We start from the raw sequence: 13,802 nt of genomic DNA on the forward strand, positions 1-13,802 counted from the left end.
CCTTATGGAATGTCCTTGGTGGCGAGATCGGGCTGCGTCGGCGGCGGGCCTTCCGCGCCAAACGGGTTCAGCGTATCCTTGTAGCCCCGGAGCGGAAAGTCCTTGCGCTGCGGAAAGCCCTCGAAGCCTTCCCACATATAGATCCGGCGCAGGTCGGGATGGCCCTCGAACCGGATGCCATACATGTCCCAAGCCTCGCGCTCGTGCCAGTTGGCGGTCCGCCAGACTCCCGTCACCGACGGGACCCGCGGCGGATCGCCGAGGCGGCATTTGATCCGAACGCGCCATTTGTTCGGCAGCGAATAGAGGTGGTATACCGCCTCGTAGCGCAGCGTTTCGGGATAATGGTCGACCCCGCAGATGTCGGACAGGAAATCGAACCGCAGCGTCGGATGGCCCTTCAGGAATTGGCAGAGCTCGACGATCATGTCAGGCGGTGAGGCGAAAGCGTGAACCCCATGCGAGAAGTCAAGCTCCTCGATTTCCCCCCCGAAACGTTCCGCGATCAGGGTGCGGATGAGGGACGTCTCCACGCTCATGAGGCTACAACCCGGTCCAGAGGCGTCCCGGCCAGCGCGCGGGACCTCTTGATCTTCTCTTGGAGCAGAAGAATGCCATGCATCAGTGCCTCGGGCCGCGGCGGGCAGCCGGGCACATGCACGTCCACCGGCACGAAAGTCTCCGCCCCCTGCACCACGGCGTAAGTGTTGTAGACCCCGCCCGAGATCGCGCAGGTGCCCATGGCTATGACCCAGCGTGGCTCCGGCATCTGGTCGAAGAGCCGGCGCACGACCGGAGCGAACTTCCGCGTCACCGTGCCGGCGATGATCATCACGTCGGACTGGCGTGGCGAAGGTCGAAACACCACGCCGAAGCGGTCGAGGTCGTAGCGGGCGCAGCCGGCCGAAATCATCTCGATGGCGCAGCAGGCAATCCCGAAGGTCTCGGGCCAGAGCGCCGACCGCCGGCTCCAGCTGATGACGCTGTCGGCGGTGGTGAACAGCACGCTGTCGCGAATCGTTTCGCCTATTCCTCCCATTCCAGCGCTCCTTTCAGCCAGGCGTAGGCGAAGCCCACGATGAGCAGCAGCATGAAGACAAACATCTCGACATAGCCGACGAGCCCGATCTCCTCCAGCACGACGGCCCAGGGAAACAGGAACATCGCCTCGACGTCGAACACCACCAGCAGGATTGCTAGGATGAAGAACTGCACCCTAAAGCGGCCCCCGGCGGCCTCGCCGGCCGGGTCCATACCGCACTCATAGGGCATGTTCTTCGCGGGATAGGGGTTGGACGGGCGCAGGAGCGAGGAGACGAACAGCGTCGCCACGGCCACCAGGACAATTCCGGCGACCATGAAGAGAACCGGCAGGAATTCCATTCCAGTCATGTCGCGCTGCCCCGGTCACCCACCGAGGGCTTGCTCAAGCTGCGACCGACCAATCTTCTGGCCGGCGGTGCGGCCCTCGTGCAGCGACTAGGGCATCCTTTCGTAGCGCCAAGAGTATTCGGTTGGCCCGTTCATTGCAAATCCAATCGTAGTCAACCGCCGAACACGGAACTCTGGGCAAGCCTCAGAAACCACGCCGGAAAAAGTCCGATGCCGATGGTGCCGGCGGCGGTCAAGGCGAGCGTGGTGCGGACGGACGGCGTCAGGGCAGGCTCGAACGCGCGCCCCGGCTCGCGCATGTAGATCACCATGACGATGCGGATGTAGAAGTAGGCGGCGACGGCGCTCAGCAGCACCGCGATCACCGCCAGCGTGACGAAACCCCGCTCGACGAGCGCCACCAGCACGTAGAACTTGGCGAAGAACCCGGCTGTCGGCGGAATGCCGGCGAGCGAGAACAGGTAGAGCAGCATCAGAAGCGCCAACCCGCGATGCGACTTGGCGAAGCCGGCGTAGTCCTCGATGACCTCGCCGGAGAAATCGCCATTCCGCATCATGATGACGATGCCGAAGATACCGAGATTCATGAAGGCGTAGATCAGCAGGTAGAGCATCACGCCGGCAATCCCGTCGGCGCCACCCGCCACCACGCCGAAGAGCGCGAAGCCCGCATGGGCGATGCTGGAATAGGCGAGCAGGCGCTTGAAATTGTCCTGCACCAGCGCCACGAAGCTGCCGAGCGCCATCGTCACCACCGCGATCACCGCGACGATGATCCAGGCGTCGGAAGCGGCGACCAGCGGGTTGAGGAACACCCGCAGGATCACCGCGAACCCCGCCGCCTTGGGGGCGACCGACATGAAGGCCGTGATTGTCGTCGGCGCGCCTTCATAGACGTCCGGCACCCACATGTGGAACGGCACCGCGCCGACCTTGAAGACCAGCCCCGCGACGATGAAGACCACCGCCAGGAGCAATCCGGGATCGAGCGGGTCGCCGATCACCGCCGCAGCCATCCCGTCCAGCTGCGTCGTGCCGGTGATCCCGTAGATCAACGAGACGCCGTAGAGGAAGATTCCTGTCGAGACCCCGCCGAGAACCACGTATTTCAGCGCCGCCTCGTTCGACCGCCGCTCCTTCCTGAGGAAGCCGGTGAGCACATAGGTCGAGAGCGCCATCAGCTCAAGGCCGACATAGATCGACAGAAGATCGGTTGCCGAGGCCATGATCATCATGCCGGAAAGCGCAAAGAGCAGCAGGACATAGTATTCGCTCAACGCGATCTCCTCGATCTCGGCATATTTTCGCGACAGGAGGAACGTCAGGATGGTCGAAAGGTAGAACACCATCTTGAAGAAGACCGCGAAGCGGTCGGCGATAAACATGCCCGAATAGGCCGGCCGCACCTCGCCCGCCAGTAACAGTGTCGCCAGGGCCGCAACCAGCACGGTTGCAGCGGAAGCCCAGACGAGGAAATACCCCTGTCCCTTTGGCACAAGCTGTCCCAGAATCAGCAAGATGCAGGCCCCAGTGACCACCACGATCTCGGACAGGCTCGCTAGGATCGACTGGAAAACCGTGGCAGCGGTCATTGGCCGCCCCCGTTAGAATGCACCTGCGTGAGCAGATGCCTCACCGAAGGCCCGATGATGTTGAGAAAAGGTTTCGGATAGAGCCCGACCCAGAGCACGAAGACCGCCAGCGGCAGGATCGCCACCAGTTCGCGGGCGTTCACGTCGCGAATCTTGAACCGCACGCCGATGCTGGCTGGACCAAGCGCGACTTTCCTGTACATGCCAAGCAGATAGGCCGCGCCCAGCAGGGCCCCCAAAACGGCGGCCGCGCCGACGGCCAGATTGGCCGCAAACGCGCCCGACAGCACCAGCAACTCGCCCACGAACGAATTCGTTCCCGGCAGCGCCATCGACGACAGGGTGAACAGCGCAAGAAACGCGGTATAGACCGGCGCCGCCTTCATCAGCCCGCCATAATCCCCGATGCTGCGGGTATGGGTCCGCTCGTAGATCAGGCCGACGAACAGGAACAACGCGCCCGTCGTTACGCCATGATTGAACATTTGCAGGATGCCGCCCTCGAGCCCGTGGAGGTTCAACGTGAAAATACCCAGCGTCACGAAACCCATGTGGCTGATGCTGGAATAGGCCACCAGCTTCTTGAGGTCGTCCTGCGCCAGCGCGAGTAACCCGCCATAGACGATTGCGAGCGCCGAAAGCGAAAGCATTAGCGTCGAATAATACAGCGACGCCTCCGGCAGCATCGGCAGCGAGAACCGCAGGAAGCCGTAGGCGCCCATCTTCAGGAGAACGCCGGCGAGGATGATGCTACCCGCCGTCGGCGCCTGCACATGGGCGTCCGGCAGCCAGGTATGGACCGGGACCATCGGCACCTTGACTGCGAAGGCGATCAGGAAGGCAAAGAACAGCCAGGACTGAACCCGGAACGGCAAATCCTGCGCCGTCAGGGCGAGGATGTCGAAAGTCTCGCCGCCGTGGAAATAGAGCACGATGACACCGATCAGGAACAGAAGGCTGCCCGCCAGCGTGTAGAGGAAGAATTTGAACGCCGCATAGACCCGGCCGTCGCCACCCCAGACGCCGATGATTACGTACATCGGGATCAGCATTGCCTCCCAGAAGACGTAGAACAGGAACAGGTCGAGCGCGCAGAACACCCCCAGCATCAGCGCCTGCATGGCCAGCAGGCTGACCATGAACTCCTTCACCTTGCGGTCGATCGCGACCCACGAGGCGAGCACGCAGATCCAGCCCAGTAACGCAGTCAGGAATACAAAGAGCGCGCTGATTCCGTCGATGCCGAGCGCGTAAGTGATGCCGAGCGCGGGCACCCACGGGCGCGTCTCGGTGAACTGCATCTCGTGGGTAGTGGTGTCAAAGCCGGCCAGCATAGCGATGCAGAGAGCGAGGTCGAGGACGGTGACACCTAGCGCCGTCCACCGCACCGTCTCGTCGCTGCGGAGAAACATCAGAACCGCTGCCCCGGCGGCGGGCATGAACACGATGAGGCTAAGCAGCGGGACCGCCATCGCACCCCTACCGCCACACCACAGCGAAGACGGCGATGGCTGCGATCACACCGACGATCATCGCCAGCGCGTAATGGGTCACGACGCCGGTCTGCAGCTTGCGCAGCGCACCGCCACCGCGCAGGATTGAGCGGGCGACGCCGTTCACGACGGCGTCCACACCGTTGAGATCGATCCGCAGTCCGGCCCGTGCGGTTCCGTGCAGGAAGGGCAGCACCGCGGTCTCGGACACGTCGCTCACCGCCTTCTCGTAGCGCGCCAGCGGTTTTTCGGCGAGCCACATGAAATGCCGCGCGCCTTTGCGGTAGAACCAGTCGGTGTCGATGCTGATCGTGTTGTCGGGGTCGAGCGCCCTGAGGAACAGCACGAAGCCCAATGCGGTGAACATCAGTATGCCGAGGCTCTCGGTGATATGGACGCCGGTGTAGGGTTCGAAGTCGACTGGATGGGGCAGCAGCGCGTAAAGTGGTTGGGGGAACACCCCGATCGCGATGCACAGCACCGCCGCCATTGCCATCGCAACCAGCATATTGCGGGGCGGCTCCCGCGCCTCCAGCTTCCGGTCCATGCCGAAGAACATGTAGTATGGGAGCTTGAGCCCAGTGTGCAGGAAGGTCCCAGATGATGCCATCGTCAGCGCCAGCACCACCAGCGCGCGGTGATCCTGTCCGGCGGCGGCCACCACCATCGATTTGGTCACGAAGCCCGAGAAGAACGGAAATGCCGAGATCGCGAAGGCGCCGACCATGTAGAGCGCCACGGTCAGCGGCATGGTCCTGTAGAGCCCACCGAGTTCGGTGAGCTTGCGCCGCCCGGTGACGTGGATCACCGCCCCAGCACCCATGAACAGGAGCGCCTTGTAGAGGATATGCGCAAAGGCATGACTGGAGGCCCCGTTCACCGCCATCTCGGTACCGATGCCGATGCCCGCCACCATGTAGCCCACCTGGCTGACGATGTGATAGGCCAGGAGCCGACGGCAGTCGTTCTCCAGCACCGCGTAGATGACGCCGTAAAGCGCCATTGCCGTGCCGAGCCAAACGAGAAGCTCGGTGCCCGGAAACGCCCGGGCCAGCACATAGACGGCGGTCTTGGTGGTGAAGGCGCTCATGAACACCGCTCCGGTGACGGTCGCCTCCGGGTAGGCGTCTGTCAGCCAGGCGTTGAGAGGCGGCACCGCGGCGTTGAGCATGAACCCGGCAAGGATCAGGTAAGCGGCGACGCCCATCCCCCCCTCGATCGGGCCGAAGAGCAGCGAACCTGTGGCGAGCCCGTGGAGAATGACGCCACCCAGCAGGGCGACGCCGCCGGTGATATGGACCATGAGATACCGGAACCCCGCACGGATCGCCTGCTTGCCGCGCTGGGCAAAGACCAGATAGGCAGAGGCAAACGCCATACCTTCCCAGAACAGGAACAGGGTCAGGTAGTCGCCTGCAAACACCACGCCGAGCGCGCTGCCAACGTAGACGAACGCCGCCACATGCTCTCCGGCGCCCGCCAGGTGCAGCGCGTAGACCATGCCGATCAGCGCCATAATGGTGAAAACGGTGGCGAAGACGATGCTCAGTCTGTCGACCTTGGCGATCAGGATTTCCTGCCCGATGAACTCCGCCGCGCCGTGGCTGCCTGGCTGCACGGTGAGCACGGCGAGGATCGCCAGCGCGGGGATCAGCATCAGATAGGCCTTGCGGATTGATCCTTTCAGGAAAGGGATCGGCAGGGCGCCAAGAATGAACAGCAGGGCGGGATGGACGAAGTCAATCATAATAGTCCTCGCGCCGCATCAACCCGCCCTGATGGCCGAGGAACTTGGAGACGAAGATCAGCAGGACGCAGGACAAGAAGCCATAGACGGCCGACCAGCCCGGCAAGCGGTCCCACAGGTATTCAGCGTGTTCGCGGGGGACCAGAAAATCGGCGATGACGATCAGAACGAGCGCCAGATAAAACAGCCGGCGGCGTTGCTCCGCGTATCTCGCCTCACCAAAGAAATTGACGACACGCCTGATCATCTGACCACTCCTTCCGCCAGGGTGAGAAAATAGCCGGGGAAAATACCCATCGACACCGACAGGATCGCGGTCGCGACCAGCGGGATCGTCACCATCGGAATTTCACGGACCGTCGCCGGACTTTCCTGTGTCTCCGTCCCGAAAAAAGCGACATAGCTGACCGGCAGGAAATAGGCGGCGTTCAGCACCGAACTCACCAAGAGCACGACCAGGAACGCAATCTCCCCCGCCTCCACCGAGCCCAGCGCCAGATACCACTTGCTGACGAAGCCCGCGGTGGGCGGCACCCCGATCATGCTGAGCGAGGCCACGAAGAACGCGCCCATCGTCCAGGGCAGCCTGCGGCCGATGCCGGCCATGTCGCTGATGTTCCGCTTGCCGGACGCGCAATAGATCGACCCGGCGCAGAAAAAGAGCGTGATCTTGGAGAACGCATGCGCCGCAATGTGGATGATCCCGCCGACCATCGCGACCGGCGACAGCAGGACCGCGCCCAGCACGATGTAGGAGAGCTGGCTGACCGTCGAATAGGCGAGCCGCGCCTTCAGGTCGTCCCGCGTCAGGGCGTAGATGGACGCCATCAGGATGGTGAACGAGACCAGATAGGCCGTTGCGATGCCGAGCCCCAGCCCGTCCACCAGCCCCGTGCCGAAGACATGGAACACCACCCGCAGCACGCAGAACACGCCCATCTTGACCACGGCCACCGCATGCAAGAGTGCGCTGACCGGTGTCGGCGCGACCATCGCGGCAGGCAGCCAGGCGTGCATCGGCATCACCGCGGCCTTGGCGAAGCCGAACAGATAGCAGAAGTAGATCACGGTCATTAGCGCCGGCGAGGCATCGACCCCGGCCAGCAGCCCGCCTGGCACGAAGTCGAGCGACCCCGCCAGATGGTAGGTCAGCGCCAGCGCGGCGAGAAGCACGCTTTTCGACGCCCCCATCAAATAGACGAGATACTTGCGGCTACCCGTCCATCCCTCTTCGTCCTCGTGGTGATAGACGAGCGGATAGGTAACGAGGCTGAGCACCTCGTAGAAGATCACCAGCGTGAACAGATTGGCGGCGAAGGCGCCCCCGACGGCCGCCGCCAGACTGGCGGCGAAGCAGGCGAAGAACCGGGTCTGCGCGTGCTCGTTCAGGTGGCGCATGTAGCCGATGGAATAGATCGCCGCCACGATCCACAAGAGCGACGAGACGGTGGCAAACACCATGCCGAGCGCATCGACCCGGAAAGCGAAGTCGATCCCCGGCAGAATCTCGAACAGGCGCAAATCGACCGTCCCGCCGGCCAGCACCGTGGGTGCCATCGAGGCGACAATTGCGAACATGGCGATCGCGGCTAAGGGCGAGACGAGATCGCGGAGTTTCTCGCGGTTGTTCAGAACGAAAACTGCAAGGGCCGCCAGGCCTGCGACGGCGACGGCAAGCAGCGGCCGGATCGATATCACCGGGTCCAAGCCGCTATCCTTTCATCATGGTCACGTCGTCGACCTTGAGGGTGGACTTGTTCCTCACGAGGGCGACCAGAATCCCGAGGGCGACGGCAACCTCCGCCGCGGTGATTGCGATGACGAAGATCGCGAAGATCTGCCCGCGGAAATCGTCGTAGTAACGCCCGAAAGCGATGAAATTGATGTTGACCGAGTTGAGCAGCAACTCCAGCGACATCAGCACGACCAGGATGTTGCGCCTGAGCAGCACGCCCGCCGCTCCGATCACGAACAGGACCACTCCGAGCAAAATATACCACCAGAGCGGAACCATCACCCCTGCTCCTTCCGCGCCAGCACGATGGCGCCGACCAGGGCCGCCAGCAGGATCACGGAGGCGGCTTCAAACGGTAGGAGATAGTCGGCGAAAAGTGTCATGCTGAGCTGCCTGATCTGATCGCCGCCGCGCATCGCGACGGGCTCCGTGACCGAAAAGCGGTCGCTCCAGAGCACCAGTACAAGCATCTCGACCCCAAGCAGGACGAGCAGCACCAGAGCCGGCAGGTTGCCGCCCGGCAAGAACCGCTGCAACACCGCTTCGCGCACATCGATCATCATGATCACGAACAGGAACAGGACCATGATTGCGCCGACATAGACGAAGATCTGGATGACAGCGAGCAACGGTGCCTCGAGCAACACGAAGATTGCCGAGATCTGTAGGAAACACGCCATCAGCGCCAATGCGCTGTGAACCGGATTCCGCGCCAGGACCACGGTCAGTGCCGTGATCACGGACGCCGCAGCGAACAGAAGAAAGAACGCCTGATCCATCGACGCCAACCCTCCGCCGCGATCTGTCCCTCGGCGCAAGACGGCCGGCTTTGAGATAGCTGCGCACTTCAGATGCGTCTACAAATTGTGCCCTAGTATCGGATTTTTCTCAAGATTACATGGTTTGGCGCTACGTATGCCCAAGTCTCAGCATCTGATACGGTGTGCGATCCCGCAGCCTGCTTATCCGTTATTCAGGCTGCCGAAGGAGGTCGGCACGGGATCAGAAACCCTGAAAACCTGAAAAAAGGACGTCGCGGCCAGACGGCGGGCCTTTGGCGAGCTTACCCCGCCCAGATGTAGTGAATAATCTCTTCGGCCTCGTGCTCGACCTCCTCGATGCGCTTCTTCACCACGTCGCCGATCGAGACGATGCCGTCGAGTTGGCCGTTCTTCACCACGGGCAGGTGGCGGAAGCGGCCTGTGGTCATGATCTCCATGACCTGGTTGACCGTGTGGTTCTCGGTGCAGAGCTTGACCTTGGCGGTCATTGCGTGACGGACACTCTGCTCCAGCGCCGCAGCCCCATGCTTGTCCAAGGCGCAGACGACGTCGCGCTCGGACACGATGCCGACCACCTTGCGATCACCATTGGTAACGACCAGTGCGCCGATCCTGTGTTCGGCGAGCCTGTTGATCGCCACGGCGAGCATCTCGTTCGGGCCGATCGTCTCGACGGCTCGACCCTTATCCTCGAGAATCGATTTGACGTTCATGGCTTCCTCCAAGCGCTGCTACGCTCCAGCCCTCCGCCCCATCTCCCTCTTGGTGCATTTCTGCGTCATCGTGCGCCGCGCGCCTTCATATTTCAAGTCCGACTTGCGTGCTCAGGCGCCAGTGCTTCCTGGCGGTAGGCCTTCATGATTGGCTCACACAAACCGCCGCCTGCTACAGGGTCGCCGTGCCGTCGCCGATGCTCATTGATCAGCCGAGAGCGCCGCCGCAAAGGCAGGGCGCATGCAACAGGAGGAAATAATGCAAACCGAAGCCACCCCCGAGGATGAGAGCAAGGACGAATTTTTCGAACGGCTCGCCAAACTGTCGGAAGAAATGGTGACCAAGCACGGCAAGGATTTCAGCATGGGCGCATTGGTGCTTGCCGCTCGCTGGATTGCCGAAAACCGCGTTGGCCAGCTGAAGACCAACTAGGCTCACCACCAACCAATTGCGCTCGTAGCCGTAGCTCCGAAGGAGCTTCAGGCGCGCCGCGGCCTGCGGTCGCCTTGATCTGTGATCGACCGCGGCAACCAGAATACCATGGACTTGCGGAAAATACGGTCAGAGCAGACATGGCTCCTTGAACTGCATTTTTTCTCATAGTTTCAAAGCTTAGGCCGTGGGAAATACCGTCAGCACGCTGATTCACCTGACGGTATGTGGCCCGGCCCGTATCCGAGGCCCAATTGATGATGGATTCAACAAGATCGCGGATAACCTATGCTTTTCCAGCGAATATGGCGGTTTCGCCGAACTCCGCAGGCTTTCCCGCTACTCCATTATATCCCAGCAATTTAAATAGGAATATTTTTTCAGATTTTTTGAGACCGTCAGAACGACCGTCGAAAACTTAGCCTTTTGGCCGGATCGAAGATCCGGATGGGCACCGAATCGAGGGGGTAGGTTTTGACGCCAAGGATAGCCGTCAACGCCTGGCACTTAGACTAGTTCACCAGGTGCAGGCTTGGAGCCTGCAAGAATCGGTCAGAATACGGACACGAGCCGGGCCGCCAGGCGCACACCTGAATGGGCGTCGAACAGAAAGCCTCGATCGAGCGGAAAGTGCACGGCGACAGCCTTGTCGAAGTCGATGTCGTAATCCTTCGGCATCTTGACCGACAGGCTCTCCTTGCCCACCACGAGCGTGACCAACGTCACGTCGCCGGTAGGCTCGGCGGCGTAGACCGTAGCATCGAACAGACCAGCGCCGGGCTTGACGATGTCGGCGTCTTCCGCGCGGAAGCCCATAACCACATCCTTGGCCATGGTTTCCTTATCTGGTGCCACCGGCAGGCTCACGCCTTGGCTCTCGAAGCGATTGTTCTCGATCCGCCCGCGCAGGAAGTTCATCGGCGGCGAGCCCATGAAACCGGCGACAAACAGGTTCGCCGGGCGATCATAGACCTCGCGAGGGGTGCCGATCTGCTGCAGCACACCGCGGTCCATGATCGCAACGCGATGCGCAAGGGTCATGGCCTCGACCTGATCGTGGGTGACGTAGACGGTGGTCACCCCGAGCTGGTGCTGCATGCGCTTGAGCTCGGCGCGCATGAAGCCGCGGAGCTTCGCATCGAGGTTGGAAAGCGGCTCGTCCATCAGGAAGGCCGAGGGCCGTCGCACGATGGCCCTTGCCAGGGCCACGCGCTGACGCTGGCCGCCGGACAGCTGGCGCGGGTAGCGGTCGAGGAGATCCTCCATATGGACCTGCGCAGCAGCGTCGCGGACGGCGAGCTCCCGCTCCTGCTTCGACACACCACGGACCTTCAGCGGGAAATCAATGTTCTCGGCGACGGTCTTGTGCGGATAGAGGGCATAGGACTGGAACACCATCGCCACGTCGCGGTACTTCGGCAGCATGTCGGTGACGTCGGTATCGCCGAGCACCACCTGGCCCGAATCGGCGGTTTCCAGGCCGGCTATGATCCGAAGCCCGGTGGTCTTGCCGCAACCGGAGGGCCCGAGCAGCACCAGAAACTCTCCCGGCGCAACGTCGATACTGAGATCCTTGACGACGTGCACCGCACCGAACGATTTGTTCAGACCGCGCAGCGACAGCCGCTGCGCCCGATGACCGGTGTCGATGCCCCTCTCTTCCACGTTCATCCCTTCACCGCCCCCAACAGTATCCCCCTGGAAATGAAGCGCTGAAGGACGAGCGCCATCAGTACGACCGGAAAGATCATGACGATGATGACCACCGCCATGCTCCACCACAGGATGCCGCGCTCGCCCGCATTCATGGCGGCGACCAGGATAGGCATGGTCTGCGCATTGGACGTCGAAAGGAACAGCGACAGCAGATACTCGTTCCAGCACAGGATCAGCACCAGCAGCGTCGTCGCCGCGAGACCGGGCTTCGCCAAGGGCAGAATGATCTCGACGAAGGTGGTAAAGCGGGTGGCGCCGTCGAGCTGCGCGCTCTCGTCGAGGTCGGTCGGAATGGTGACGAAGAAGTCGTGCATCAGCCAAACGACGATCGGCAGGTTGACTACCGCGTAGGCCAGGATCTGCGCGATGTGGGTGTCGAGCAGCCGAACGCTCTGAAACATCATGTAGATCGGAATGACGGCGACGATCGGCGGCAGGATGCGCTGCGAGATCATCCAGAAGAGGATATCTCCATTCCCCAGCGTGGCCTTGAAATGGCGACCAACGGCGCGGGCGAGAACGAAGAAGACCGCGAGCGCGACGGCAAGCGACAGGCGCCAATCGACCCCCCAACGGCCGACCACCACCGCCATCACGACCAAGCAGAGAACGAAGAGAACGATCGTCGCGAATTTGGGCTTGTACTGAATACGCCCCAAGGCATAGGCGGCCATCGAGCCGATGGTGACGCAAAGGACTGTGGCGAGAAGCGCGATGATGATCGAGTTGATGTAGGCCCTCAGCGTGTCCTCGTAATCGAAGACGAACAACTCGCGCCATGCATGCAGGCTCGGCGTGAAGTCGATCCAGGGCAGGTAGACCGGGCCGGCGTTGACGTCGGCTGGCAACTTGAACGACGTGATCAGGAGCCAATAGAGCGGAAACAGGACAAACACCGCCCAAAGGATCAGAAGGCCGTAGACGATGACGGCCGTGGCCGGCGCCATCTTCTTGATTGACTTCGGCTCGAACCACCGCCTGAGCAGGGATCTCCGGGGTGACATCCGGATGTTTTGCGTGATCATGCCGGCCTCAATCGCTTGAGGACGAGGAGATTGAAGAAGGAGACGCACAACACCACCGTCACGAACAGAAGCAGGTAGGCGATCGCCGCAGAATCCCCGAGGTTCAGCGCCCGCCATGCAAAGAATGAATGAAGCGTCATTGACTCGGTCGCGATGCCGGGGCCTCCGGACGTCATGATGTTGGGGAGGTCGACAAGCTTGAAGGCCTCGATGATCCTGATCAGCATCACCGTGGCGGCAACCGGCGCAATCTGCGGCCAGGTTATTTCCTTGAACACCTGCCAACCGCTGGCACCGTCGACCTGGCCGGCCTCCACCTGATCACGGGAAACATTCTCAAGCGCCGCAAGCAGGATGACGAAGATGAACGGGATCCACTGCCAGGAATCGCCGATCACGATGAACAAGCGGGCAGTCCAGGCATGGTTAGCCCAGCCGAAGTCACCGAGGCCGATCCACTGCCAAACCGGCGAGAACGGACCCTTGGTCGTGTCCGCCAGCATGCGGAAGCTGTAGCCGATGCCGATCGGCGTGATCATCAAGGGGATGAAGAAGACGACGCGGAAGAAGGTCCGGCCCTTGATCGGCTGTGCGCAAAGAACGGCGAGGCCAAGGCCGATCAGGAACTGGATGGTGCACCCGACGATCACGTAGAAGATGGTCACGCCGAGCGTGCCGAACGGATTGCCGCTGAACAGCGTCGCGGAAAAGAGAAGCGCCAGTCCGAATCCCATGCTGGCGGTGATCAGCCGGCCAATAAAGCCGAGGATCGTGAAGTCTCGCTTGGCATAGCGGTAGAGCCACCAGATGAGGCTGGCCGCGCTCGCGATCGTGACGATCCAGCCGAGCAGGCTGATGCTGGTGAAGGTCCCGAAGAAATGGAACTGCTCGGTGCCGAAGAACTGCTTCCGGAAGTTCCTCAGGCCGACGAACTGGACCTGATAGGAACCGGCCCTGAGGCGGATGTTGGAGAAGGCGAGCACCAGCGACGCTATCGTCGGGAACACTGAGAAGATGAGAATCATGATCACGGCGGGAGCGATGAAAAGCTTGCGCGACTGGCGGTCGAGCCACTCGTTCAGCCTCGCCCTCGTCGTGACGGAAGCATTGAGGCCGGCCGGGGCGACACGCCCCAGCCGACTGGTTGTCGTTGCTCCGGTACCGGAGGTCACTG

15 protein-coding genes and 1 pseudogene are annotated in these 13,802 nt (G+C 62.0%); 1 reads left to right on the forward strand and 15 read right to left on the reverse strand.

Going from position 1 to position 13,802, the window contains the following annotated elements; translation table 11 throughout:
* Nucleotides 1-2: 2 nt before the first annotated feature.
* The 12 genes and pseudogenes from A9K68_RS27370 to A9K68_RS27425 form a co-directional block, all read right to left on the reverse strand.
* Nucleotides 3-539: an NADH-quinone oxidoreductase subunit C gene (locus tag A9K68_RS27370; protein ID WP_065007024.1), complete on the reverse strand. Its 537-nt coding sequence runs from the start codon at nt 537-539 to the stop codon at nt 3-5.
* Complete coding sequence (locus A9K68_RS27375) at nt 536-1,039, reverse strand: NADH-quinone oxidoreductase subunit B (RefSeq protein WP_065007023.1); 504 nt, start codon at nt 1,037-1,039, stop codon at nt 536-538. Before A9K68_RS27375 ends, A9K68_RS27370 begins: the two co-directional genes overlap by 4 nt.
* Nucleotides 1,027-1,392 carry an NADH-quinone oxidoreductase subunit A gene (locus tag A9K68_RS27380; protein WP_065007022.1) on the reverse strand — a complete coding sequence of 122 codons (366 nt, stop codon included), beginning with the start codon at nt 1,390-1,392 and terminating at the stop codon, nt 1,027-1,029. The genes A9K68_RS27375 and A9K68_RS27380 overlap by 13 nt, the downstream gene beginning before the upstream one ends.
* A gap of 152 nt (nt 1,393-1,544) precedes the next feature.
* Nucleotides 1,545-2,984: an NADH-quinone oxidoreductase subunit N gene (locus A9K68_RS27385; protein WP_065007021.1), complete on the reverse strand. Its 1,440-nt coding sequence runs from the start codon at nt 2,982-2,984 to the stop codon at nt 1,545-1,547.
* Entirely contained in the window at nt 2,981-4,456 is a 1,476-nt protein-coding gene (locus A9K68_RS27390) for an NADH-quinone oxidoreductase subunit M (RefSeq protein ID WP_065007020.1), read from the reverse strand. Before A9K68_RS27390 ends, A9K68_RS27385 begins: the two co-directional genes overlap by 4 nt.
* A gap of 7 nt (nt 4,457-4,463) precedes the next feature.
* Complete coding sequence (locus tag A9K68_RS27395; protein ID WP_065007019.1) at nt 4,464-6,224, reverse strand: Na(+)/H(+) antiporter subunit D; 1,761 nt, start codon at nt 6,222-6,224, stop codon at nt 4,464-4,466.
* Nucleotides 6,217-6,471: a hypothetical protein gene (locus A9K68_RS27400; RefSeq protein WP_065007018.1), complete on the reverse strand. Its 255-nt coding sequence runs from the start codon at nt 6,469-6,471 to the stop codon at nt 6,217-6,219. The genes A9K68_RS27395 and A9K68_RS27400 overlap by 8 nt, the downstream gene beginning before the upstream one ends.
* Nucleotides 6,468-7,931 (reverse strand): monovalent cation/H+ antiporter subunit D family protein, encoded by a 1,464-nt coding sequence (locus tag A9K68_RS27405; protein WP_065007017.1) that lies wholly within the window; start codon nt 7,929-7,931, stop codon nt 6,468-6,470. Before A9K68_RS27405 ends, A9K68_RS27400 begins: the two co-directional genes overlap by 4 nt.
* Before the next feature lie 4 nt (nt 7,932-7,935).
* Complete coding sequence (gene nuoK / locus A9K68_RS27410; RefSeq protein WP_023800378.1) at nt 7,936-8,238, reverse strand: NADH-quinone oxidoreductase subunit NuoK; 303 nt, start codon at nt 8,236-8,238, stop codon at nt 7,936-7,938.
* Nucleotides 8,238-8,738, reverse strand: coding sequence for an NADH-quinone oxidoreductase subunit J (locus A9K68_RS27415; RefSeq protein ID WP_023800377.1), 501 nt, complete (start codon nt 8,736-8,738; stop codon nt 8,238-8,240). Before A9K68_RS27415 ends, nuoK begins: the two co-directional genes overlap by 1 nt.
* Before the next feature lie 284 nt (nt 8,739-9,022).
* Nucleotides 9,023-9,454 (reverse strand): CBS domain-containing protein, encoded by a 432-nt coding sequence (locus A9K68_RS27420; RefSeq protein WP_065007016.1) that lies wholly within the window; start codon nt 9,452-9,454, stop codon nt 9,023-9,025.
* 119 nt (nt 9,455-9,573) lie between these two features.
* Nucleotides 9,574-9,681: pseudogene (locus A9K68_RS27425) on the reverse strand (DUF2161 family putative PD-(D/E)XK-type phosphodiesterase); the annotation flags it as partial.
* A 32-nt stretch (nt 9,682-9,713) separates the two neighbouring features.
* On the opposite strand from A9K68_RS27425, the gene A9K68_RS31460 reads away from it, so the two are divergent.
* Entirely contained in the window at nt 9,714-9,887 is a 174-nt protein-coding gene (locus A9K68_RS31460) for a hypothetical protein (protein WP_164759793.1), read from the forward strand.
* A gap of 552 nt (nt 9,888-10,439) precedes the next feature.
* On the opposite strand, the gene A9K68_RS27430 is transcribed toward A9K68_RS31460, so the two are convergent.
* From A9K68_RS27430 to A9K68_RS27440, 3 genes are read right to left on the reverse strand one after another with little or no spacing between them, the layout of a single operon-like run.
* Nucleotides 10,440-11,558 carry an ABC transporter ATP-binding protein gene (locus tag A9K68_RS27430; protein WP_065007014.1) on the reverse strand — a complete coding sequence of 373 codons (1,119 nt, stop codon included), beginning with the start codon at nt 11,556-11,558 and terminating at the stop codon, nt 10,440-10,442.
* A complete protein-coding gene (locus A9K68_RS27435; protein WP_082982239.1) occupies nt 11,555-12,628 on the reverse strand; it encodes a carbohydrate ABC transporter permease in 1,074 nt (357 codons plus the stop codon). Before A9K68_RS27435 ends, A9K68_RS27430 begins: the two co-directional genes overlap by 4 nt.
* Nucleotides 12,625-13,800: a sugar ABC transporter permease gene (locus tag A9K68_RS27440; RefSeq protein ID WP_082982238.1), complete on the reverse strand. Its 1,176-nt coding sequence runs from the start codon at nt 13,798-13,800 to the stop codon at nt 12,625-12,627. Before A9K68_RS27440 ends, A9K68_RS27435 begins: the two co-directional genes overlap by 4 nt.
* Nucleotides 13,801-13,802: the final 2 nt, after the last annotated feature.

Source organism: Mesorhizobium sp. AA22, from assembly GCF_001672375.2.
Classification (GTDB): Bacteria; Pseudomonadota; Alphaproteobacteria; order Rhizobiales; family Rhizobiaceae; genus Mesorhizobium; species Mesorhizobium wenxiniae.